Origin of the sequence: Nocardia cyriacigeorgica (assembly GCF_005863245.1) — a bacterium.
Lineage (GTDB): Bacteria > Actinomycetota > Actinomycetes > Mycobacteriales > Mycobacteriaceae > Nocardia > Nocardia cyriacigeorgica_C.
Genome location: NZ_VBUT01000003.1, coordinates 652,709 through 674,290 on the forward strand (window position 1 = coordinate 652,709; position 21,582 = coordinate 674,290).

The 21,582-nt window shown below is 68.9% G+C and carries 21 protein-coding genes; 17 read left to right on the top strand and 4 right to left on the bottom strand.

What is annotated here, in order from left to right:
- Positions 1 to 87 precede the first annotated feature (87 nt).
- From FEK34_RS09590 to FEK34_RS09605, 4 genes are read left to right on the top strand one after another with little or no spacing between them, the layout of a single operon-like run.
- Positions 88 to 1,215, top strand: a complete 1,128-nt coding sequence (locus FEK34_RS09590) for a M24 family metallopeptidase (RefSeq protein WP_171048112.1) — start codon at positions 88 to 90, stop codon at positions 1,213 to 1,215.
- A gap of 35 nt (positions 1,216 to 1,250) precedes the next feature.
- Positions 1,251 to 1,814: an elongation factor P gene (efp, locus tag FEK34_RS09595; RefSeq protein WP_138447443.1), complete on the top strand. Its 564-nt coding sequence runs from the start codon at positions 1,251 to 1,253 to the stop codon at positions 1,812 to 1,814.
- Between the two features lie 6 nt (positions 1,815 to 1,820).
- Positions 1,821 to 2,330 carry a transcription antitermination factor NusB gene (gene nusB, locus FEK34_RS09600; RefSeq protein ID WP_130917049.1) on the top strand — a complete coding sequence of 170 codons (510 nt, stop codon included), beginning with the start codon at positions 1,821 to 1,823 and terminating at the stop codon, positions 2,328 to 2,330.
- Positions 2,330 to 2,587 carry a YciI family protein gene (locus tag FEK34_RS09605; RefSeq protein WP_138447444.1) on the top strand — a complete coding sequence of 86 codons (258 nt, stop codon included), beginning with the start codon at positions 2,330 to 2,332 and terminating at the stop codon, positions 2,585 to 2,587. Before nusB ends, FEK34_RS09605 begins: the two co-directional genes overlap by 1 nt.
- Before the next feature lie 276 nt (positions 2,588 to 2,863).
- Here FEK34_RS09605 and FEK34_RS09610 read toward each other — a convergent pair whose 3' ends face one another.
- Positions 2,864 to 4,375, bottom strand: a complete 1,512-nt coding sequence (locus tag FEK34_RS09610) for a serpin family protein (protein WP_138447445.1) — start codon at positions 4,373 to 4,375, stop codon at positions 2,864 to 2,866.
- Positions 4,376 to 4,831: 456 nt separating this feature from the next.
- Between FEK34_RS09610 and FEK34_RS09615 the strand changes: the two genes are divergently transcribed.
- On the top strand, positions 4,832 to 5,362 hold the full coding sequence (locus FEK34_RS09615) for a DUF4334 domain-containing protein (RefSeq protein WP_138447446.1): 531 nt from the start codon (positions 4,832 to 4,834) through the stop codon (positions 5,360 to 5,362).
- Positions 5,363 to 5,491: 129 nt separating this feature from the next.
- Here the strand turns inward: FEK34_RS09615 and FEK34_RS09620 are convergent, their stop codons facing one another.
- Positions 5,492 to 6,466 (bottom strand): quinone oxidoreductase family protein, encoded by a 975-nt coding sequence (locus tag FEK34_RS09620; RefSeq protein WP_249358909.1) that lies wholly within the window; start codon positions 6,464 to 6,466, stop codon positions 5,492 to 5,494.
- 83 nt (positions 6,467 to 6,549) lie between these two features.
- On the opposite strand from FEK34_RS09620, the gene FEK34_RS09625 reads away from it, so the two are divergent.
- Complete coding sequence (locus FEK34_RS09625) at positions 6,550 to 7,125, top strand: TetR/AcrR family transcriptional regulator (protein ID WP_138447447.1); 576 nt, start codon at positions 6,550 to 6,552, stop codon at positions 7,123 to 7,125.
- 198 nt (positions 7,126 to 7,323) lie between these two features.
- On the opposite strand, the gene FEK34_RS09630 is transcribed toward FEK34_RS09625, so the two are convergent.
- Both FEK34_RS09630 and FEK34_RS09635 read right to left on the bottom strand, forming a co-directional pair.
- On the bottom strand, positions 7,324 to 8,037 hold the full coding sequence (locus tag FEK34_RS09630) for an HD domain-containing protein (RefSeq protein WP_138447448.1): 714 nt from the start codon (positions 8,035 to 8,037) through the stop codon (positions 7,324 to 7,326).
- A gap of 106 nt (positions 8,038 to 8,143) precedes the next feature.
- Positions 8,144 to 8,770 carry an alpha-ketoglutarate-dependent dioxygenase AlkB gene (locus FEK34_RS09635; protein WP_138447449.1) on the bottom strand — a complete coding sequence of 209 codons (627 nt, stop codon included), beginning with the start codon at positions 8,768 to 8,770 and terminating at the stop codon, positions 8,144 to 8,146.
- Positions 8,771 to 8,895: 125 nt separating this feature from the next.
- On the opposite strand from FEK34_RS09635, the gene cycA reads away from it, so the two are divergent.
- The 11 genes from cycA (at position 8,896) to rpoZ (ending at position 21,578) form a co-directional block, all read left to right on the top strand.
- The gene (gene cycA / locus FEK34_RS09640; protein WP_171048113.1) at positions 8,896 to 10,374 is read left to right on the top strand and encodes a D-serine/D-alanine/glycine transporter; all 1,479 of its coding nucleotides are present in this window, start codon (positions 8,896 to 8,898) and stop codon (positions 10,372 to 10,374) included.
- 342 nt (positions 10,375 to 10,716) lie between these two features.
- Positions 10,717 to 11,391 carry a bifunctional pyr operon transcriptional regulator/uracil phosphoribosyltransferase PyrR gene (pyrR, locus tag FEK34_RS09645; protein WP_138447450.1) on the top strand — a complete coding sequence of 225 codons (675 nt, stop codon included), beginning with the start codon at positions 10,717 to 10,719 and terminating at the stop codon, positions 11,389 to 11,391.
- Complete coding sequence (locus FEK34_RS09650) at positions 11,388 to 12,344, top strand: aspartate carbamoyltransferase catalytic subunit (RefSeq protein ID WP_138447451.1); 957 nt, start codon at positions 11,388 to 11,390, stop codon at positions 12,342 to 12,344. The genes pyrR and FEK34_RS09650 overlap by 4 nt, the downstream gene beginning before the upstream one ends.
- Positions 12,341 to 13,663 carry a dihydroorotase gene (locus FEK34_RS09655; RefSeq protein ID WP_138447452.1) on the top strand — a complete coding sequence of 441 codons (1,323 nt, stop codon included), beginning with the start codon at positions 12,341 to 12,343 and terminating at the stop codon, positions 13,661 to 13,663. The genes FEK34_RS09650 and FEK34_RS09655 overlap by 4 nt, the downstream gene beginning before the upstream one ends.
- Positions 13,663 to 14,157, top strand: coding sequence for a transporter (locus tag FEK34_RS09660; RefSeq protein ID WP_138447453.1), 495 nt, complete (start codon positions 13,663 to 13,665; stop codon positions 14,155 to 14,157). The genes FEK34_RS09655 and FEK34_RS09660 overlap by 1 nt, the downstream gene beginning before the upstream one ends.
- Entirely contained in the window at positions 14,154 to 15,275 is a 1,122-nt protein-coding gene (gene carA, locus FEK34_RS09665) for a glutamine-hydrolyzing carbamoyl-phosphate synthase small subunit (protein WP_138447454.1), read from the top strand. Before FEK34_RS09660 ends, carA begins: the two co-directional genes overlap by 4 nt.
- Positions 15,275 to 18,616, top strand: a complete 3,342-nt coding sequence (carB, locus tag FEK34_RS09670) for a carbamoyl-phosphate synthase large subunit (RefSeq protein WP_138447455.1) — start codon at positions 15,275 to 15,277, stop codon at positions 18,614 to 18,616. Before carA ends, carB begins: the two co-directional genes overlap by 1 nt.
- Before the next feature lie 29 nt (positions 18,617 to 18,645).
- Positions 18,646 to 19,470, top strand: a complete 825-nt coding sequence (gene pyrF / locus FEK34_RS09675; protein WP_138447588.1) for an orotidine-5'-phosphate decarboxylase — start codon at positions 18,646 to 18,648, stop codon at positions 19,468 to 19,470.
- Positions 19,471 to 20,334: 864 nt separating this feature from the next.
- Positions 20,335 to 20,655, top strand: a complete 321-nt coding sequence (mihF, locus tag FEK34_RS09680) for an integration host factor, actinobacterial type (RefSeq protein WP_014351725.1) — start codon at positions 20,335 to 20,337, stop codon at positions 20,653 to 20,655.
- Between the two features lie 21 nt (positions 20,656 to 20,676).
- A complete protein-coding gene (gene gmk / locus FEK34_RS09685) occupies positions 20,677 to 21,249 on the top strand; it encodes a guanylate kinase (protein WP_171048114.1) in 573 nt (190 codons plus the stop codon).
- Between the two features lie 47 nt (positions 21,250 to 21,296).
- Positions 21,297 to 21,578: a DNA-directed RNA polymerase subunit omega gene (rpoZ, locus tag FEK34_RS09690; protein WP_036537817.1), complete on the top strand. Its 282-nt coding sequence runs from the start codon at positions 21,297 to 21,299 to the stop codon at positions 21,576 to 21,578.
- Positions 21,579 to 21,582: the final 4 nt, after the last annotated feature.

Below are 21,582 nucleotides of genomic sequence, written 5' to 3' on the forward strand. Positions count from 1 at the left end.
TATTTGAGAGTGAACTAGTAAATCGGAGTGTACTCCCAAAACGCGTTGGGGTGTCGAGCCCGCGGAGGACGGCGGTAGCTTTGATCCATGTCTGCTGATGCTGCGGGGCTGCGGCCCGACTACGCGGCGCGCCGAAGCGCGCTGCGCAGTCTGCTGGTGGAGAACGAAATCGACGGGCTCCTGGTCACCGACCTGGTCAACATCAGGTACCTGACCGGATTCACCGGCTCGAACGCCGCGCTGCTCGTGTCCTCCTGGGATGCGCATGGCGCTGAAGACCGCACCGTCATCAGTACCGACGGCCGCTATCGCACCCAGGTCGCCGAACAGGTGCCCGACCTGCATGCCGACATCGTGCGCGCGTGTGCGCGCCGCGTGGTGGAACTGGCCGGGGAATGGCAGCTCGGCCGCGTCGGCTACGAGAGTCACGTGGTCACCGTCGACGAGCACCGCGGCTTCGAGGAGCTGAGCACCGGCCTGGAACTGGTCGCCACGCCCGGGCTCGTCGAGCAATTGCGCATGGTCAAGGACGCTTACGAGGTGGACCGGCTGCGCGCGGCGTGCGCGGTCGGCGATGCCGCGCTGGCGACCCTGCTCGAGCGCGGAGGGTTGCGGCCCGGCCGCACCGAACGACAGGTGGCCCGCGACCTGGAATGGGCGATGTTCGAGCACGGCGGTGAAGCCGTCGCCTTCGAGACCATCGTCGCCGCGGGAGCGAATTCGGCTGTCCCGCACCACCGTCCGACCGACGCCGTGCTGCGGACGGGTGACTTCGTGAAACTCGACTTCGGCGCGGTCGTCGGCGGCTACCACTCCGACATGACCCGCACGCTGGTGCTCGGCCAACCGGCCGACTGGCAGCGCGAGGTCTACGACCTGGTGCGCGAGGCACAGCGGGCCGGCCGCGAGGCCCTGCGACCGGGCGTGCCGGTCGCCGATGTGGACGGCGCCGCGCGCGCCGTCATCGACGCCGCGGGCCACGGCGCGCTGTTCGTGCACGGACTCGGACACGGGGTCGGACTGCGTATCCATGAAGCGCCCGGAATCGCGAAAGCGGGCACGGGTACACTGCTGTCTGGCGTGGCGGTGACCGTCGAACCAGGTGTGTACTTTCCCGGCCGCGGCGGGGTCCGGATCGAGGACACGCTCGTGGTGCGCGAAGGGGGCCCGGAACTGCTCACCCGCACCAGCAAAGACCTGACCGTCGTCGAGTGACGCCGGTCGCCGAGAACCGAGGAGATCCGAAGACAGTGGCGGACACCAGCGACTTCAAGAACGGCCTCGTGCTGAAGATCGACAATCAGCTCCAGCAGATCGTCGAGTTCCAGCACGTGAAGCCGGGCAAGGGCCCCGCCTTCGTGCGGACCAAGCTGAAGAACGTGGTCTCCGGCAAGGTCGTCGACAAGACGTTCAACGCTGGTGTGAAGGTCGAGACCGCGACCGTCGACCGTCGCGATATGACCTACCTGTACCACGACGGCTCCGACTACATCTTCATGGACGGCGAGACCTACGACCAGATCCACCTGGGCGAGAGCATCGTCGGCAAGGCCGGTGGCTTCCTGCTGGAGAACATGGGCGTGCAGATCGCCATGCACGAGGGCGAGGCGCTGTTCATCGAACTGCCGGTCTCCATCGAGGTCGAGGTCACCCACACCGAGCCCGGCCTGCAGGGCGATCGCTCCAGCGCCGGCACCAAGCCCGCCACCATCGAGACCGGCGCCGAGGTGCAGGTCCCGCTGTTCATCAACGTGGGCGACAAGCTGAAGATCGACACCCGCGACGGCAGCTACATCAGCCGCGTCAACTCCTGACGCCGCATGGCGGACCAGCCCGCGGAGAAGAAACCCGCATTCAAGAAACTCGGCGCACGCCACAAGGCCAGGCGCCGCGCGGTGGATCTGCTGTTCGAAGCCGAAGCCCGCGATATCGACCCCGCTGACCTGATCGACGAGCGGGTCGAACTCGCGGTCACCGATCAGGCGGTCGCCCCGGTGCACGCCTACACCCGCACCCTGGTCGAAGGCGTCGCCGACGATCTGGACCGGGTCGACGGCACCATCGAGTCGTACCTACAGGACTGGACGCTGTCGCGGCTGCCCGCCGTGGACCGCGCCATCCTGCGGATCGCGGTATGGGAGTTGTTCCACGCCAACGACGTGCCGCCGGTGGTGGCCGTCGACGAGGCCGTGGAACTGGCCAAGGAGCTGTCCACCGACGATTCGCCGTCATTCGTCAACGGTGTGCTCGGTCAGGTGGTGCTGGTGGCGCCGCAGGTCCGCGCCGCCGCCGCGGCCACCCGCGCACCGCGTCCCGAACCGGAGCAGTGATGCACAAGTACCTGGTCATGGTCATGCGCACGCCCCGGTTCGATCCGGCGGTCGTGGAACCGCACAAGCAGTTCCTCGCCGAATTGCGGGCCAAGGGCATGCTGCAGGAAACCGGCCGCTTCACCGACGGCACCGGCGGCGCCTACATCGTGCTGGCCGACTCACTCGACCAGGCCCGCGAGATCGTCCACACCGATCCGGTGCATACGACCGGGGCCTCGGAGGTCACGGTGTACGAGTGGGAGATCACCGGCTGACGCCGAGCGAAGTGCTGAATCGGTCCCGGTCGTGAACCTTTCCAGGTTCCGCCGGGACCGAGTAGTTTTCGCGGCCGAGGCCGGTCGGCCCCGATGTCTCGCCCGCACCGCGGTAACTGTTCCGGTAATGACCGCGATCCTGGAGGCCGGCCGCGAGTGATCCAGGACCGACTACCGCCGAGGCGGGACCAATGTGCCCCGCGACGGCGGAGGCATCGTCGGACCGGCCGAACAGGTAGCAACCAGGTCGCCGGTGAGTCGGACAGGAGCGGCGCGTCACGGTGCGTACGGCGGCCACGGTGGACGTGGGGGCGAAGGCGGGCGGCGCAGCGGGGTCGTCGGTGAATCCGAGGCAGGTGGCCACGGCGGCGCGGGTGGCCGAGGTGGCTGCGGGGTGGGCTCCGGGCGAGGTCGCCGGGTCGGGGTGGGAGGAGCGGGAGGAGCCAGGGCCGGGCCGAATGGTGACTGCGGTGGGGCCGGATGCGGCGGGGGTGGAAGCGGCTGCGGCGGGGCCGGATGTGGTTGCAACGGGGCCGGATGTGGTTGCGGAGTCGCCGGTTTCGGGTGGTGACGTTGCCATGCGGGCCCGGCGGAACCCGTCGCACTGCTCTGTTCGCGCTGAGTCGGCCGGTGCTCCGCGGGACGGGAGGCGATCCAGCCGGCCACGATGACGAGGCCGGTGGGGCGGTGCACGGCGAGGAAACCGAAGGGGCGGTCGAAGGTCGCGGTGCAGACGGTGACGCGGTATTCGGTCGGCGGTGGCGGCTTACTGCCTGCGCGCATGCTGAAAGCGGTGACTGCCGCGGCCTCGAATCCGTCACGGGTGAAGCGGGCCAGCACCTCCTGGGCGCCCTGGCTGATCATCAACGGCGACGTCGAGATTCCGGGGAAGTGATGCCCTGATGTCTGAGCGCTGTTCAAGCCGAACAGTGAGCCAAGGGGCGTGTCGCAGAGATTATGCGTGGAGCGCACGTCGAAGGGCGGGAGTTGCAGCCGGAGCTGGGGAGAGTTCCGCAGTGAAATCTCTTCGCGCACTGTGAGTCCGGGGCCCTCGGTGCCGACAGGGAGCTCCGTCCGCACGTCGACCGCCCCGGCCAGCGCGTCCAGTCCGGTAGCGAGCACTCCGGCAGGAGTTGCGGGCCCTTGCAGCAGATGGATATCGACGTCGGCAGTGCCCTGCACGACGACGCGGGTCACCGGATGCGGCCCGTCGAGAATCGCAGCGTCGCCCAGCCGACTGGTGGTGCGTGACAAGGCGGCCACCGGAGATCCCTGCCATGGACCGGATTCCGGTGCCATCGCAGTCTCGCGGAACTTTTCCCGCCACGTGGTGCGAGCCACCAGCGCGGTCGCCAGCACGAGCTGGGTCGAGTGGTCGATCCGGAGCGGGAACTTCTTGATCAGCCCTCGGGTGTGCTGATCGGCCCAAGCGTCGAGGGCTGCCTGGTCGGTGAGTAGATCGACGGTGCCGGCGGGCAGGCTGCTCAGCCACTCGTCGTTCAGTGCCAGTCCGCGATTGACCCAGGCGCCAAGCGCCGCCGAGAGATCGACGGCATCATCCATCGTCTCCAGCAGCCGCAGAGCCGCCGAATGCGCTGCGGTGCCGGGCATTCCGATCGCCGCCTCGAGCTCGGCCCGCGCGGGTCCGCCCGCCGCCGAGGCCATCAGCGCGAGCAACGGCCACAGCCCGGCGCCGGAGATGACGAAATCTCCGTCGGCGGCCACGTCGCACCACCGGCGGGTGAGTCGATTGGCGGCGTCGACGTGGGGTTCGAGCACGGTCCGCATGAGGTTCACCCTATCGGTGGTGCGGCGGTGGCGTGGTCCGGTGGCCGTTCGGCTGGTGTGATCGAACGGGCCCGCGTGAAGTATTGCCGGGCAGCCGGTTTCGTCCCGGCGAGCGAAGCGGCGGCCGCGGGTCGGCGTCACCGAACGTCGTGACAGGACCAGCGAACATCACCAGTGCGGTGTGGCGGTCGAATCACGACGAACGAAGTCTCGAGGCGCCGAACCATGTCCGCGCTCCCGCCGGGTGGGTGTACAGGACCCCGGCGGGAGCGCGAGCGGCAAGCCGCGAACGGCTCGAATCGAGTGCGGAGCTCGGCCGGGAAGCCGGACCCCCGCTCTCGGCATCGATCTTGCTTCCTCAACCGCACTCGAGGTCAAACCGGTTCCGGCTGAAGCACCGGAATGAGAGACCGATAGACTTTTCTTCGCAACATTGCGACGGTGAGGAGTCGGGCGATGACCGAAGATCAGCGCACGGTATTGCGTGGACGCTGCACGCCGGAGCAGGCCTGGGCGGTGTTCGATGATCTGCCCGCCGCCCGCGTCGCCGAGGTGACCACCGGACGCTGGCGTGGCAGCGAAGTGGACACCGGGCATCCGTGGGCCGGTGTGCTCGTGGAATCCGGCTGGTACGGCAAGCAATTCGACAGCCCCGACGAGGTGCATCCACTGCTGTTCTCCGACGAGAACGGTTCGATCTTCGCCGTGGACCCGCGCCGTGCTCCGCTGGGACTGGCCGGTCGATTCCCCGCCACCTGGTTGCGCCCGGTGCGCAACAACCTGCGCTTCCTCGCGCCCGCACTGCGCACCAAGAAGCCGACGGCCCGGTTACGAGATATCGAATACCGCGGCGTCGTCAGCGCGGCCATGGTCTACGACCATCTGCCGATCATCGACCATTTCCGGCGACTCGACGAGGACGCGCTGCTCGGCGTGATGGACATGCGTGGGCTGGCCGAGCCGTATTTCTTCCTGCTCGAACGCTGACGCACGAGCCGATCGTCGGCGAGTGCATGGCGCTGATCTCGTAGGGATCCGTCGACGGGGCGGGGGCACGCACTGCGGAATTCCCGTCCGGTGGTGCTGATGGCGACGCCGCGCCGGGCGGTCCGGCCGCTACCGGTTCGCACCGGGCCGCAGAATGATCTTGCCGAGCGGGGCGCGTGATTCGACCAGCTCATGCGCCTTGGCCGCGTCTTCGAGCGGAAGCGTCGTCTCGACGGCCGGAGCTAGTGCGTGGACCCGCTCGAGGATCTCGGCTCGATGGGGTGCCAGTCCCGCCAGCCAGGCCGGCCCCGCGCAGCCGATGAGGGTGAGCCCGCAGGTGAGCAGATCGCTCGCCGAGACCTGCGCCGGTGTGCCCGACAGCCAGCCGTAGCTGAGCATGCGGCCGCTGCCCGGGGTCATGGCGTCGAGCAGGCGCGCGGCGGACGAGCCGCCGAGAGAATCGAAGACGACGTCGATGGTGGCGTCACCGAGCACGGTGCGCAGGGTGTCGGTCCAGTGCTCGTCCCGATGATCGAGTACCTCGGCGGCGCCGAGTTCGCCGGCCCGTTCCCGCTTGGCCGTATCGCCCGCGGTGGCGATCACCCGCGCCGCCCCGAACTGCCCGGCCAGCTGCACCAGATAGCTGCCGACGCCGGTCGCGCCCGCTTCTACGAGCACCGTCTCGGTGCCGGTGAGCCGGGCGGCCTTCAGCAGCGCGATCGCCACCGATCCGCTCATCACCGCCGCCGCGGCATCATCGGCCGACACTCCCTCGGGGATGGGGGTCGCGGCATGGGCCGCTGCGCGAACGAACTCGGCGTAGGAGCCCGCCCCTGCCGTCTCCACCACCACGCGGCGCCCGAGCAGACTCGGATCCGCCCCGGCGCCGATCTCGACCACCTCGCCCGCCGCCTGGAATCCGAAGACGGCGGGAAGGTCGACGGCCATCGGGAAAACACCGGAGCGTAAGAGGGTTTCGGGGTAGAGGACCGGGATCGCCTCGGTGCGAATCAGTACTTCGCCCGCCCCTGGATGCGGCACGGGAACTTCGCGCGCGACCAGAACCTCGGGTCCACCGGTTCCCGTCATTACGATTGCCTGCATTGAAACTCCATAATTTGACCGACAGTCCACTTACCTCGCCGACGATATGGACCGCCGGTCAACTTGTCAACGAAAGTGGTGCGATGACCGACCGCCGTCCCGCCGAACGCGCGGATGCCGCGCGCAACCGGCGCGCGATCCTCGACGCCACCAGGGCGCTGCTCGCCGAGCACGGCGCCGAGGCGATCACGATGGATCGGGTCGCCGCGGCGGCGGGCGTCGGGAAGGGGACCATCTTCCATCGTTTCGGCAACCGGGCCGGGCTGCTGCACGAGATGGTCGCCGAGAGTGCGTTGACGCTGATGGATGCGGTCAAGGAGGGTCCACCGCCGCTGGGGCCCGGCGCACCGGCGGGGGAGCGGCTCATCGCCTTCTTCGACGCGATGGCACGGCTGGTGATCGACAACCTCGAGCTGATGACCGTCTACCGCAACGAGCCCCCGCATCCGAGGACCGCAGAGTTCCACCGGTTCTGGTTCGACCACATCACCGCGCTGCTGCGTGCGGCGTGCCCCGACCTGGACGCCGAAATCGTCGGCCGGCTGCTGCTGGACAGCCTGGCCGGGCCGACCGTGCCCGATCTGGTGCGCTCGGGAGAGACCGATCGTGTGCTCGCCGCGGTGCGTGCGCTGACCGAATCGGTCTTACGGGGGCCGTGACAATTCGCGGACCCGCGCGCTTCGGTGCTGCGCCGGATTGGGTGCCGACGCCCGTGATCCGCGCCGCGCTGTGAGTTTTCCGGCGCTGCGGGCGTGCCGCAGGCCCGGCGCTGGACGGCGCCGCGAGTGCTGCGGTCAACGGGTTCGGCTGCTCGGCGCGGCGGCGGAGGTCCGGCGGGCCGATGCGGCGCCGCGGACTCAGTGTGGCGCCAGGATGGCGTCGAAGCGTTGATCGGCCAGGTCGAGCTGTTCGAGGATATGCACCTTGACGTGCTCGGCGAGCGGGGTGTCCGCCCGCAATACCAGGTCCCGGTAGACGTCGGTGAGCGGCCGGTATTTCGTGGCGAGTTTGTGCAGCACCGGGCCGGTGGCGTACAGGATGCCCACGCCGTTGTCGGTGAAGTCCGACAGCTTCACGACCCGCGCCCACGGCGCACGCCCGAGTGAATCGGTGACGTGCTCGCGGTACTGCTCATGGCGGTCGCGGGTGGGGTCGGGGGCCGGATTGGTCACCGCGGCAACGATGTCGGAGACCCGTGGACCGAATCGGTCGGCGAGCACGGCCAGCGCGGCCGATGTCGGCGACGCCGATCCCGGGCCTGCCAGTTCGGCGGGGTGGTCTTCGACCGAGTCGTGCAGCAGCCCGGCGATCACCACCTCGGTATCGCGCACCTCGTAGTGGCTGGCGATCCGAATCGCCACGCGCAGTAGGTGATTTATGTACGGCTCGCGCCCGTATCGGTCGTCGCGGTGCAGTTCGGTGGCCAAGTCGAGTGCGGTCGTGAGCTGCTCGGCGCCGGGTAGTTCCGCCGTCTCCAACGCGAATCGGCCGCGCAGGCCGTCCTCACCGTACACATCGCTGATCGTGTGCAGCGGCATCACCGCCAGCACCCCCGCCCCAGGATCATTCATGGAGCAAATGTAGCGGCAGGGTACGACACTGTGCTGTGGCCGCCGCCACGTTTCGGTTGCCGAACTCGGTGAGTACGCCCCGCCGGGTGAGCTCGGCGGCGCGACCTCAGCGCACGTTGCGCGGACGGAACTGAATGCTGATGCGGGGTCCGACGGGTTTGCGCGTCTTCGGGACCGCGTGCTCCCAGGTGCGCTGACAGGATCCGCCCATAACGAACAGATCGCCATGGCCTGGATGGAAGCGCAGACTCGCACCGCCGCCCTTGGGGCGCAACAGCAATGGGCGCGGCGCGCCCAGCGACACGATGGCGACCATGGTGTCGTGGCGGGCTCCGCGTCCGATGGTGTCGCCGTGCCAGGCGACGCTGTCGCGCCCGTCGCGGTAGAAGCACAACCCGGCCGTGCGGAAAGGCTCGCCCAGCTCGGCCCGGTAATGCTCGGTGAGGGCTTCGCGGGCCTGATCGAGTAGCGGGTCCGGCAGCGCCTCGGCTTCGTCGTAGAAGCACAGCAGCCGCGGCACATCGACCACCCGGTCGTACATCGGCCGCCGCTCGGCCTGCCACGGCACCGAGGACGCCAGCTGCTCGAACAGCTCGTCGGCCCCGCGGAGCCAGCCCGGCAGCTGGTCCACCCAGGCTCCCGCGGACAGCGGGGTGCGGCGCACCCCCGACAGCGGCGCCAATCCGCTCCCGCCGAGCCCGTCGAGCAGCGATCCCTGCAACGGCATGGTCATGCGACAGAGCCTAACGCCATTCGAACATATGTGCTAGCGACCTGGGTGCATACCCTATCCGCCGGGCCCGCGTCCGTCGCCGGATGGTCGAATGGGCTCTTCGTGCTTGATCCGGAGGGAGTTCCATGGCCGTGCTACAGAGCGACGGGGGTTCGGGGGACAACGGGAATCCGGCAGGGGGAACGGAGGGGCCCGGGCATCTGAGTCGCCAACTGGCCAACCGGCACATTCAGCTGATCGCGATCGGCGGCGCCATCGGCACCGGCCTGTTCATGGGCTCGGGTAAGACGATTTCGCTGGCCGGGCCGTCGGTGATCCTCGTCTACATGATCATCGGGTTCTTCCTGTTCTTCGTCATGCGGGCGATGGGCGAACTGCTGCTGTCGAACTCCGAGTACAAATCGTTCAGCGATTTCGCCGGTGATCTGCTCGGCCCGTGGGCGGGGTTCTTCACCGGATGGACCTACTGGTTCTGCTGGGTCGTCACCGGTATCGCCGACGTGGTCGCGATCGCCGGCTACGTCGCCTACTGGTGGCCGGACCTGCCGCTGTGGATTCCCGCGCTGGTCTGCATCGCGGTGCTGCTGGTGCTGAACCTGCCCACCGTGCGCGCGTTCGGCGAGACCGAGTTCTGGTTCGCGTTGATCAAGGTGATCGCCATCGGCGCGCTGATCGTCACCGGTCTGGTGATGGTGCTGACCGGCTTCACCGGCGACAGCGGCAGCACCGCATCGATCGCGAACCTGTGGAACGACGGCGGCTTCTTCCCGATGGGCCCGATGGGATTCGTCGCGGGCTTCCAGATCGCGGTCTTCGCCTTCGTCGGCATCGAGCTGGTCGGCACCACCGCGGCCGAGGCCAAGGACCCGGAGCGGACCCTGCCGCGCGCGGTGAACTCCATTCCGGTGCGCGTGCTGCTGTTCTATGTGGGCGCGCTGATCGTCATCTGCGCGGTGACGCCGTGGCGGGAGGTCTCGGCCGACGAGAGCCCGTTCGTGGCGATGTTCAGCCTGGCCGGGCTCGGGATCGCGGCGAGCGTGGTGAACTTCGTCGTGCTCACCAGCGCCACCTCGAGTGCGAACTCGGGTATCTACTCCACCTCGCGCATGGTCTACGGCCTCGCCGGTGACGGCGACGCCCCCGCCATCTTCGGCAAGCTCTCGCCGCGCCGAGTGCCGGCCAACGCGCTGCGTTTCTCGTGCGCGTTCCTGATGATCGGCGTGGTGCTGCTGTATGCGGGCCAGTCGATCGTGGAGGCGTTCACCGTGGTGACCACGATCTCGTCGCTGTGCTTCATGTTCGTGTGGACCATGATCCTGGCCAGCTACCTCGCCTTCCGCCGCCGTCGCCCGCACCTGCACGAGGCATCGAACTTCAAGATGCCCGGCGGTATCCCGATGGTCTGGGCGGTGCTCGCCTTCTTCGTGTTCCTGATCTGGGCACTCACCCAGGAATCCGACACCTTGCAGGCCCTGCTGGTGACGCCGATCTGGTTCGCGGTACTGGGCCTGGCGTACCTGGTTGTCCGGCGCAGTCCGCACCACAAGGCCCTGCGCGATCAGCATCGCGACAAGGTCCTCGCCGAAACCTCGGCACTGGGCTGATCGGCGGCTCGCCGTCATCGGCGCGGCAATCCCTCGAGTGTGGGGTCGGGACCCTGGTGCGACCCCACACTCGTGTCGGCGGGTGTGCGACCGGCGCTGTCGCGGTCCGGTTTCCGCGTCGCTGAGGCAAGGTCCCCTGTCCGTCGCCGCGCGCGATGTCCACACCGGCTCGGCCATGCGTTATCGGGCTCACACCACGGGCCGAGCCGGTACTCGGTGTCCCCGCTCACATCCGCTTATCCACCCCTCACCTGGTGAAAAGCCGCCGCGGCGGGCTGATAGGCTGCTCGGCGTAAGACATCCTTTAACGGACCGTCCGGTGAGGCGGGGAAGGAGGTCGGGATGGCTGTGCCCGAAGAACGGGCAGCCGCGTCCGGCGCTGCCGAAGCGACGTCGGCGGGCAGCGGCGACGCCGCCGGGGCAACCGGCCCCTCGGAGCGTCACACTCCGGCATGGGTAGCGGCGGGACGGGAACTGTTGTCTCCCTCCGACGTCGGCCGCACCATCGCGCGCATCGCGCATCAGATCATCGAGAAGACCGCCCTGGATTCGGGCGACCCCGCCGCGCCCCGCGTGGTGCTGATCGGCATCCCGACCCGCGGCACCACCCTGGCGGCCCGGCTCGCGGACAAGATCGAGGAATTCTCCGGCGTCCGCCCCGCGCTCGGCTCGCTCGACATCACCCTCTACCGCGACGACCTGCGCAGTCGCCCGCATCGTCCGCTGGAACGCACCTCGGTGCCCGAGGGCGGCATCGAGGACGCGCTCGTCGTCCTCGTCGACGACGTGCTGTTCTCCGGCCGCACCGTGCGCTCGGCCCTCGACGGCCTGCGCGACCTCGGCCGTCCCCGCGCCGTGCAGCTCGCGGTGCTCGTCGACCGCGGTCACCGCGAACTGCCGATCCGCGCCGACTTCGTCGGCAAGAACGTGCCGACCGCCCGCACCGAGGACATCTCGGTGCTGCTCACCGAACACGACGGCCGCGACGGTGTGTACCTGCACCAGGAGGAAGCGTGAGGCATCTACTGACGGTCGCCGACCTGAGTCGCGACGTCGCCACCGAATTGCTGGACGAGGCCGAACGTTTCGAACAGGCGCTGCTCGGTCGCGAGGTGCACAAGCTGCCCACCCTGCGCGGGCGCACCGTGATGACGGTGTTCTTCGAGAACTCCACCCGCACCCGCGTCTCGTTCGAGGTCGCGGGCAAGTGGATGAGCGCCGACGTCATCAACGTCAGCGCCAGCAGCTCCTCGGTCGCCAAGGGCGAATCGCTACGCGATACCGCGCTGACCCTGCACGCCGCCGGCGCCGACGCGCTGATCGTGCGCCATCCGGCCTCGGGTGCGGCGCATCAGATCGCGCGCTGGTTCGAGGACTGGGCGCTCACCACCGGCGGATCGGTCCCCGCGGTCATCAACGCCGGCGACGGCACCCACCAGCACCCCACCCAGGCCCTGCTGGACGCGCTCACGCTGCGCCAGCGACTCGGCACCATCGAGGGCAGGCGCGTGGTGATCGTCGGCGACATCCTGCACAGCCGGGTCGCCCGCTCCAACGCCTTCCTGCTGTCCACGCTCGGCGCGGAAGTGGTGCTGGTCGCGCCGCGCACTCTGCTGCCGACCGGTGTGGAGGGCTGGCCGGTGCGGGTCTCGCACAGCCTCGACGCCGAACTGCCCGGCGCCGACGCGGTGCTGATGCTGCGGGTGCAGGCCGAACGGATGAACGGCGGGTTCTTCCCGTCGGCCCGCGAGTACGCGGTGAATTACGGCCTGTCCGAACGCAGGCTGGCGCTGCTGGACGAGCACGCGGTGGTGCTGCACCCGGGCCCGATGCTGCGCGGTATGGAAATCGCGTCGTCGGTGGCGGATTCGCCCAGGGCCGCGGTGCTGCAACAGGTGACGAACGGAGTGCATATGCGAATGGCGGTGCTGTTCCGGCTGCTGGTGGGGACTCAGGAGGCCGTGGCGTGAGCGACTCCGTTTTGCTGAAGGGCGTGCTCGTCTACGGCGAGGGCGAGCCGGTGGACGTGCTCGTCGCCGACGGTGAGATCCGCGATATCGCCACCGATCTGGGTGTCATCGACGGCGCCGAGATCATCGACGGCACGGGCCAGGTCCTGCTGCCCGGCTTCGTCGACCTGCACACCCACCTGCGCGAACCCGGCCGCGAGGACACCGAGACCATCGAGTCCGGTTCCGCCGCCGCCGCACTCGGCGGCTACACCGCGGTCTTCGCGATGGCCAACACCAACCCGGTGGCCGATTCGCATGTGGTCACCGACCATGTGTGGCGGCGCGGGCAGGAGGTCGGCCTGGTCGACGTCTACCCGGTCGGCGCCGTCACCGTCGGCCTGGAAGGCAAGCAGCTCGCCGAGATGGGCACCATGGCCGCCGGAATCGGCGCGGTGCGCATGTTCTCCGACGACGGTCACTGCGTCTACGACCCGCTGATCATGCGGCGCGCCCTGGAGTACGCGAACTCGCTCGGGGTGCTGATCGCCCAGCATGCCGAGGAGCCGCGGCTCACCGTCGGCGCCGTCGCGCACGAGGGCCCGACCGCCGCCCGCCTGGGCCTGGCCGGCTGGCCGCGCGCCGCGGAGGAATCCATCGTCGCCCGCGACGCGCTGCTGGCCCGTGACGCCGGCGCCCGCGTCCACATCTGCCACGCCTCCACCGCCGGCACCGTGGAGTTGGTCAAATGGGCCAAGTCGCAGGGCATCGCGATCACCGCCGAGGTCACCCCGCATCATCTGCTGCTCGACGATTCGCGGCTGGAAACCTACGACGCGGTCAACAAGGTGAATCCGCCGCTGCGCGAGGCCTCCGATGCCGTCGCGCTGCGGCAGGCGCTGGCGGAAGGCATCGTCGACTGCGTCGCCACCGACCACGCCCCGCACGCCGAACAGGACAAGTGCTGCGAATTCGCTGCCGCCCGCCCCGGCATGCTCGGGCTCGAGACGGCGCTGTCGATCGTGGTGGAGACCATGGTCCGCCCGGGTCTGCTGGATTGGCGCGGGGTAGCGAAGGTGATGAGTGAGCGGCCCGCCGAGATCGTCGGGCTCGATGAGCACGGCAGGCCCATCGCGGTCGGTGAACCGGCGAACCTGGTGCTGGTCGACCCGGACGCCAGCTGGACGGTGCGGGCGAAGGAACTCGCCAGCATCTCCGACAACACCCCGTACCAGGACATGACGCTGCCCGCTCGGGTCACCACCACCCTGCTGCGCGGCCGGATCACCGCCCGCGACGGTGTGGCGGCGTCGCCGGCGCGCAGCGGAGGGCAGTCGTAATGGAACGCACATTGTGGGTGGTCGGGCTGGCGCTGCTGTGGGCCGTGCTGATCTACCTGATGTACCGGGGCTGGCAGAACCGGGCCGCCCGGCAGGCCGAGCGCATCGGCGAACTGCCGCCGGTGCCGCAGGAACTGGGCGCTCAGCTGCTCGAACCGACCACCGGCCTCTATCTCGGCAGCACCATGGCGCCGAGCTGGCAGGACCGGATCGCGGTCGGCGACCTGGGCTTCCGGGCCAATGCCGAACTCACCCGGTTCGAGAAAGGCATCCTGCTCGAGCGCGATGGCGCGTCGGTGATCTGGATCCCGCAGGAATCGATCACCGCGGTGCGCACCGAACGCGGGCACGCGGGCAAGGTGATGACAGAAGATGGTGTGCTGGTGATTCGCTGGAAGCTGCCGACCGGGACCGAGATCGACACCGGATTCCGAGGAGACGACAAGACGGTGTATCCGGCGTGGGCACAGATGACGACGGGAGACGAGGGATGAGCGGAAAGAACGAAGCGGCCTTGGTGCTGGAGGATGGCCGGGTTTTCCGTGGCACCTCCTACGGCGCCGTCGGCGAGACCTTGGGTGAGGCGGTGTTCTGCACCGCGATGACCGGTTATCAGGAAACTCTCACCGACCCCAGCTATCACCGCCAGATCGTGGTGGCCACGGCCCCGCAGATCGGCAACACGGGCTGGAACGACGAGGACGACGAGTCCAGCAAGATCTGGGTCGCCGGCTACGCCGTGCGCGACCCCGCGCGCCGCGCCTCGAACTGGCGCGCCACCCGCACACTGCCCGAGGAGCTGCGACGGCAGGACGTCGTCGGCATCGCGGGCATCGACACCCGTGCGGTGGTGCGGCATCTGCGCACCCGCGGTTCGATGAAGGCGGGCATCTTCAGCGGTGACGCCGTCGCCGCCTCCGTCGACGAACTGGTGGCCAGGGTCAACGGCCAGCCGTCCATGCTCGGCGCGGATCTGGCCGAGGAGGTCAGCACCGACGGCCTCTACACCATCGAGCCCACCGGCGAGCATCGCTTCACCGTGGTCGCCGTCGACCTCGGCATCAAGACCAACACCCCGCGCATGTTCGCCGAACGCGGCATCCGCGTGCATGTGGTGCCGTCGGGTACCTCGTTCGACCAGATCCAGGAGCTGAAGCCGAACGGCGTGTTCCTGTCCAACGGTCCGGGCGACCCGGCCACCCAGGACGGCGCGGTCGAGCTCACCCGCCAGATCCTCGGTGCCGGCCTGCCGCTGTTCGGCATCTGCTTCGGCAACCAGATCCTGGGCCGGGCGCTCGGCCGTGGCACCTACAAGATGAAGTTCGGCCACCGCGGCATCAACATCCCGGTCGTCGAGCACGAGACCGGCCGCATCTCGATCACCGCGCAGAACCACGGCTTCGCCCTCGAAGGCGAGCAGGGTGAGCAGTTCGACACCCCGTTCGGCAAGGCCGAGGTCAGCCACGTCTGCGCCAACGACGGCACCGTCGAGGGCGTGCGCCTGGTCGACGGTCGCGCGTTCTCCGTGCAGTACCACCCCGAAGCCGCCGCCGGCCCCCATGACGCCGCGTACTTGTTCGACCGTTTCGCCGGTCTGATGGAAGGAGCCTGATGCCTCGCCGCACCGATCTGAACCACATCCTGGTGATCGGCTCGGGCCCGATCGTCATCGGTCAGGCCTGCGAGTTCGATTACTCCGGCACCCAGGCCTGCCGGGTGCTGCGTTCGGAGGGCCTGCGGGTCTCGCTGGTCAACTCCAACCCGGCCACGATCATGACCGACCCGGAGTTCGCCGACTCCACCTACGTCGAGCCGATCACTCCCGAGTTCGTCGAGAAGGTGATCGCCAAGGAACGCCCCGACGCCATCCTGGCCACCCTCGGCGGGCAGACCGCGCTCAACACCGCCGTCGCGCTGCACGAGCGTGGCGTGCTGGAGAAGTACGGCGTCGAGCTGATCGGCGCCGACTTCGACGCCATCCAGCGCGGTGAGGACCGGCAGAAGTTCAAGGACATCGTCGCGAAGGTCGGCGGCGAGAGCGCCCGCTCGCGGGTCTGCTTCACCATGGACGAAGTGCGCGACACCGTCGCCGAACTCGGCTTCCCGGTGGTCGTGCGGCCCTCGTTCACCATGGGCGGCCTCGGTTCCGGCATGGCCTACAACGACGAGGACCTCGACCGCATCGCCGGCGGCGGCCTGGCCGCTTCGCCGACCGCGAACGTCCTGATCGAGGAGTCCATCCTCGGCTGGAAGGAATACGAGCTCGAGCTCATGCGCGACGGCCGCGACAACGTCGTGATCGTCTGCTCCATCGAGAACGTCGACCCGATGGGCGTGCACACCGGCGACTCGATGACCGTGGCCCCGGCCATGACGCTGACCGACCGCGAATACCAGAAGATGCGCGATCTCGGCATCGCGATCCTGCGCGAGGTCGGCGTGGACACCGGCGGCTGCAATATCCAGTTCGCGGTGAACCCGGCCGACGGCCGGCTGATCGTCATCGAGATGAACCCGCGCGTGTCGCGGTCCTCGGCGCTGGCCTCCAAGGCCACCGGCTTCCCGATCGCCAAGATCGCCGCCAAGCTGGCCATCGGCTACACCCTCGACGAGATCGTCAACGACATCACCAAGGAAACCCCGGCCTGCTTCGAGCCGACGCTGGACTACGTCGTGGTCAAGGCGCCGCGGTTCGCGTTCGAGAAGTTCCCCGGCGCCGACGGCACGCTGACGACCACCATGAAGTCGGTGGGCGAGGCGATGTCGCTGGGCCGCAACTTCGCCGAGGCGCTGGGCAAGGTGCTGCGTTCGCTGGAGACCAAGTCCGCCGGATTCTGGACCACCGACGACGGACAGTGGGCTCCGGCCTCAGATGCTCCCGCCGACGTCCAGGCCGCGATCACCGCCATCCTCGACGACCTGCGGGTGCCCACCGAAGGCCGCATCTACCAGGTCGAGCGGGCGCTGCGCCTTGGCGCGAGCATCGATGACGTCGCCGCCGCCTCCGGCATCGACCCGTGGTTCGTCGCCGAGGTCGCCGGCCTGGTCGAGCTGCGTCAGGAACTGCTCGACGCGCCGGTGCTGGATGAGTCGCTGCTGCGTCAGGCCAAGCACTACGGCCTGTCCGACCGCCAGATCGCCGCGCTGCGGCCGGAACTGGCCGGCGAGAGCGGGGTGCGCGCGCTGCGCCACCGGCTCGGGGTGCGCCCGGTGTTCAAGACCGTCGACACCTGCGCCGCCGAGTTCGAGGCCAAGACGCCATACCACTACTCCGCGTACGAGCTCGATCCCGCCGCCGAATCGGAGGTCGCGCCGCAGCGTGAACGCGAGAAGGTGATCATCCTCGGTTCGGGCCCGAACCGGATCGGTCAGGGCATCGAGTTCGACTACTCGTGCGTGCACGCGGCGCAGACGCTGTCGCAGGCCGGCTACGAGACGGTGATGGTCAACTGCAACCCGGAGACCGTCTCCACCGACTACGACACCGCCGATCGCCTCTACTTCGAGCCGCTGACCTTCGAAGACGTGCTCGAGGTCTACCACTCCGAGACCGAATCCGGCACCGTCGCCGGCGTCATCGTGCAGCTGGGCGGCCAGACCCCGCTCGGTCTGGCGCAGCGGCTCACCGACGCCGGTGTGCCCGTGGTCGGCACCAGTGCCGCCGCCATCGACCTGGCCGAGGACCGGGGCGAATTCGGTGACGTGCTGGTCGCGGCGGGTCTGCCCGCGCCGAAGTACGGCACCGCCACCACCGTCGAGCAGGCCAAGAAGATCGCGGCCGAGATCGGCTACCCGGTGCTCGTGCGCCCGTCCTATGTGCTGGGTGGTCGCGGCATGGAGATCGTCTACGACGAGACTTCGCTCGAGGGCTACATCTCCCGCGCCACCGAACTCAACCCGGAGCATCCGGTGCTGGTCGACCGTTTCCTCGAAGACGCCATCGAGATCGACGTCGACGCGCTCTGCGACGGCGATGAGGTGTACCTGGGCGGTGTGATGGAACACATCGAGGAGGCCGGCATCCACTCCGGCGACTCGGCGTGCGCGCTCCCGCCGATCACCCTCGGCCGCAGCGATATCGAGGCCGTGCGCCGCTCCACGGTGGCGCTGGCCAAGGGCATCGGTGTCAAGGGCCTGCTCAATGTGCAGTACGCGCTCAAGGACGACGTGCTCTACGTGCTCGAGGCCAACCCGCGTGCCAGCCGCACCGTGCCGTTCGTCTCCAAGGCCACCGCGGTGCCGCTGGCCAAGGCGGCCGCGCGGATCATGCTCGGCGCCACCATCGCCGAGCTGCGCAAGGAAGGCATGCTGCCCGGCGAGGGCGACGGCGGGCACGTCCCGCTGGACGCCCCGGTCGCGGTGAAGGAGGCCGTGCTGCCGTTCCACCGGTTCCGTAAGGCCGACGGCTCCGGCGTGGACTCGCTGCTGTCGCCGGAGATGAAGTCGACCGGTGAGGTCATGGGCATCGACGCCGATTTCGGTACGGCCTTCGCCAAGAGCCAGGCCGCGGCCTACGGTTCGCTGCCGACCGAGGGCACGGTGTTCGTCTCCATCGCCAACCGCGACAAGCGCGCCATGGTGTTCCCGGTGAAGCGGCTCAACGATCTGGGCTTCCGCATCCTGGCCACCGAGGGCACCGCGGAGATGTTGCGCCGCAACGGCATTCCGTGCGAGCGGGTGCGCAAACACTCCGAGGACGGTCCGGCCGACGAGCCGACCATTGTCGAGCAGATCCGCGACGGCGAGGTCGACATGGTGTTCAACACCCCGTACGGCAACTCCGGCCCCCGCGTGGACGGCTACGAGATCCGCAGTGCCGCAGTGGGTGTGAACATCCCCTGCATCACCACAGTGCAGGGTGCGGCCGCGGCCGTGCAGGGCATCGAGGCCACCATCAACGGCGGCATCGGGGTGCGTTCGCTGCAGGAACTGCACGCGGTACTGCGCGGGTGAGCCACGACCAGGAGAGCGGAGCGGGATCGGTGCAGACCTTCGGCGACCGGCTACAGCACGCGATGCGGCAGTTCGGGCCGCTGTGCGTCGGCATCGATCCGCATCCGGCCCTGCTGGCCCAGTGGGGCCTGACCGACGACGTGGACGGTCTGGAGGCCTTCGCCGAGATCTGCGTGGAGGCCTTCGACGGCTGCGTCGCCCTGGTCAAACCGCAGGTGGCGTTCTTCGAGGTGTACGGCGCGGGCGGGATCGGGGTGCTCGAGCGCACCATCGAGGTGTTGCGCGATTCCGGCACGCTGGTGCTGGCCGACGCCAAACGCGGCGATATCGGCTCGACCATGGACGCCTACGCCCGCGCCTGGCTCGGCGACGGCCCGCTGAGCTCGGACGCGGTGACGGTGTCGCCGTATCTCGGCTTCGGCTCGCTCGATCCGGCCCTGGAGTTGGCGCAGGCCAACCACCGCGGGGTGTTCGTGCTCGCCGCGACCTCCAACCCCGAAGGCGCGCAACTGCAACGGATCACCGCCGGCGACGGGCGCACCATCGCCCAGACGGTCGTCGACGCCGCCGCGGCTCGCAACGCCGGCGACGGCTTCGGCTCGGTCGGTGTCGTGGTCGGCGCCACCCTCACCGAGGCGCCGGATCTGGGCGCGCTCAACGGGCCGATCCTCATGCCGGGGGTCGGCGCGCAGGGCGGGGGAGCGGAGTCGATTCGCGGCCTGGTCCCGCGGCACCTGCTGCGCGGTGTGGTGCCCAACGCCTCCCGTGAGGTGTTGCGCGAGGGGCCGTCGGTGCCCGCGCTGCGTGCGCGCGTGGCGGCCCTTCAGGAAGAATTCGGTTTCCTCCAGGCCTAGTCAGCGCCCGCGGTACACGATCATCGCGTACCCGGCGGCCGTTTCGGCACGGGTGTCTCATCCACGACGCAACGGCCGGGGTGCTGGTATTGGCGTCGCGGCGGTGAGATGCTGTTGAGGTTGATCGGGGGATCTCCGGCGGGGCAATAGTCGGCGGTTTTCCATCACAGCACCTCGCGCTTGCGGGGGACATCAGGTCCGGCCCGCCCACCCCTCGGGCCGGGCCTGATCCATGTCCGGCGCCGGTGTGTGATGCGCCAGTGCATGAGGTGCGTTTGCTGGTGTCCTGACGGCCCGCTGAAACGCTATGTGGTCAGTTGGCGGCCCGGGCACCCGGCGCGGCGTTGTCAGTGCCCATAGACGCGTCTGCCTGCCGCTACGGCCCTGTTCGGCGCGCCTGTCCCGTGCACATCGCGTCGCCGCGGCGCGCCGTGGGCCGTCGCCCATGGGCCCGATGGCGGGGTCTGCGCGCTCCACGCATGCGGTCCGATGTTCGCGCACAGGATGCCCGGCACGCGACACGCACATCATTTCCGCAGCGACACGCAGAAATTTTCCAGAAAGTTCCTGGTCGTGGGGTTGTGGGTTTGCCGGCGGCGGTGACGGCGCCGTGGCAACCGCCCCGCTAATTCGTCCCGTGTACGAAAACGCCCTGCGTGCAGGCTGTTTCGTGGATTCGAACCAGTGTTCGGAAGGGTGGGCGAGCCGGGTTCGGCATTGCGTCCGGCGTCCCCTACGGCATCGTCGAATCATGCGCTGACCTGGGGGGTGGGTTCGCAATCGGCCGCGGTCGTGGGTACGGTCGCTGTCACTGCCGGGTAATTGGGCAGTAGTTGATGCAATGAACGATGAGACGGAGGAACCGTGGCCCTTCCCCAGCTGACTGACGAGCAGCGCGCCGCTGCTTTGGAGAAGGCGGCGGCCGCTCGCCGCACTCGGGCGGAGCTCAAGGATCGCTTGAAGCGTGGCGGCACCGACCTGAAGAGCGTCCTCAACGACGCCGAGACCAATGAGATCATCGGCAAGATGAAGGTGTCGGCCCTGCTCGAGGCCCTGCCCAAGGTCGGCAAGGTCAAGGCGGCCGAGATCATGACCGAGCTGGAGATCGCTCCCACCCGCCGTCTGCGCGGTCTGGGCGATCGGCAGCGCAAGGCCCTGCTGGCCAAGTTCGACCTCGGCGCCTGACAACCGCCGGTGGTCGAACACATGACGAAGGGTCGGCTGGTCGTTCTGGTCGGCCCCTCGGCCGTGGGCAAGTCCACCGTGGTGCGCTGCGTTCGCGAACGCCTACCGCACCTGGTGTTCAGCGTGTCGGCCACAACCCGGGCCCCCCGGCCCGGGGAGGTCGACGGCCGTGACTACCGGTTCGTCAGCCGCGAAGAGTTCGACGCGATGATCGAGGCCGGGGATCTGCTCGAATGGGCCGATATCCACGGCGGACTCCAGCGCTCGGGCACCCCGGCCGCCCCGGTCCGCGCGGCGCTGGCCGAAGGCCTGCCGGTGCTGATCGAGGTCGATCTGGAAGGCGCCCGCTCGGTCCGCAAGGCGATGCCGGAAGCGCTGCTGGTGTTCTTGGCCCCGCCCAGCTGGGACGAGCTGGTATCGCGGCTGCGTTCGCGTGGCACCGAATCGCCGGAGGTCATCGAGCGCAGGCTGGAGACCGCACGCACCGAACTGGCCGCCTGTGACGAGTTCGACATCGTGATCGTGAACGACGAGGTGACCAGCGCCTGCGAGCAGTTGGTATCGTTGTTCGTTAGCACAAATTCGAGTTCGTGACACCCGTCCGCGACAACATCGGTCAACAACCCGCAGGAGCCCCCCTAGTGAGCAGTACGGACACCATCTCCGCGCCCGCCTACGACACTCCGATCGGCCTCACCAACCCGCCGATCGACGAGCTGCTCGAGCGCACCTCGTCCAAGTACGCCCTGGTCATCTACGCCGCCAAGCGGGCACGTCAGATCAACGATTACTACAACCAGCTCGGCGACGGCATCCTCGAATACGTCGGCCCGCTGGTCGAGCCCATCGCGCAGGAGAAGCCGCTGTCGGTGGCCATGCGTGAGATCCACGCCGACCTGCTCGAGCACACCGAAGGCGAGTGACCAC

Bases quoted from the DNA above. Each gene is read 5' to 3' on its own strand.
- carB (WP_138447455.1), top strand. From the start codon at position 15,275: ATGCCTCGCCGCACCGATCTGAACCACATCCTGGTGATCGGCTCGGGC.
- FEK34_RS09590 (WP_171048112.1), top strand. From the start codon at position 88: ATGTCTGCTGATGCTGCGGGGCTGCGGCCCGACTACGCGGCGCGCCGA.
- pyrR (WP_138447450.1), top strand. From the start codon at position 10,717: ATGGCTGTGCCCGAAGAACGGGCAGCCGCGTCCGGCGCTGCCGAAGCG.
- nusB (WP_130917049.1), top strand. From the start codon at position 1,821: ATGGCGGACCAGCCCGCGGAGAAGAAACCCGCATTCAAGAAACTCGGC.
- FEK34_RS09625 (WP_138447447.1), top strand. From the start codon at position 6,550: ATGACCGACCGCCGTCCCGCCGAACGCGCGGATGCCGCGCGCAACCGG.
- gmk (WP_171048114.1), top strand. From the start codon at position 20,677: ATGACGAAGGGTCGGCTGGTCGTTCTGGTCGGCCCCTCGGCCGTGGGC.
- FEK34_RS09635 (WP_138447449.1), bottom strand. From the start codon at position 8,770: ATGACCATGCCGTTGCAGGGATCGCTGCTCGACGGGCTCGGCGGGAGC.
- FEK34_RS09660 (WP_138447453.1), top strand. From the start codon at position 13,663: ATGGAACGCACATTGTGGGTGGTCGGGCTGGCGCTGCTGTGGGCCGTG.
- cycA (WP_171048113.1), top strand. From the start codon at position 8,896: ATGGCCGTGCTACAGAGCGACGGGGGTTCGGGGGACAACGGGAATCCG.
- FEK34_RS09615 (WP_138447446.1), top strand. From the start codon at position 4,832: ATGACCGAAGATCAGCGCACGGTATTGCGTGGACGCTGCACGCCGGAG.
- FEK34_RS09610 (WP_138447445.1), bottom strand. From the start codon at position 4,375: ATGCGGACCGTGCTCGAACCCCACGTCGACGCCGCCAATCGACTCACC.
- carA (WP_138447454.1), top strand. From the start codon at position 14,154: ATGAGCGGAAAGAACGAAGCGGCCTTGGTGCTGGAGGATGGCCGGGTT.
- FEK34_RS09630 (WP_138447448.1), bottom strand. From the start codon at position 8,037: ATGAATGATCCTGGGGCGGGGGTGCTGGCGGTGATGCCGCTGCACACG.
- FEK34_RS09620 (WP_249358909.1), bottom strand. From the start codon at position 6,466: ATGCAGGCAATCGTAATGACGGGAACCGGTGGACCCGAGGTTCTGGTC.
- FEK34_RS09605 (WP_138447444.1), top strand. From the start codon at position 2,330: ATGCACAAGTACCTGGTCATGGTCATGCGCACGCCCCGGTTCGATCCG.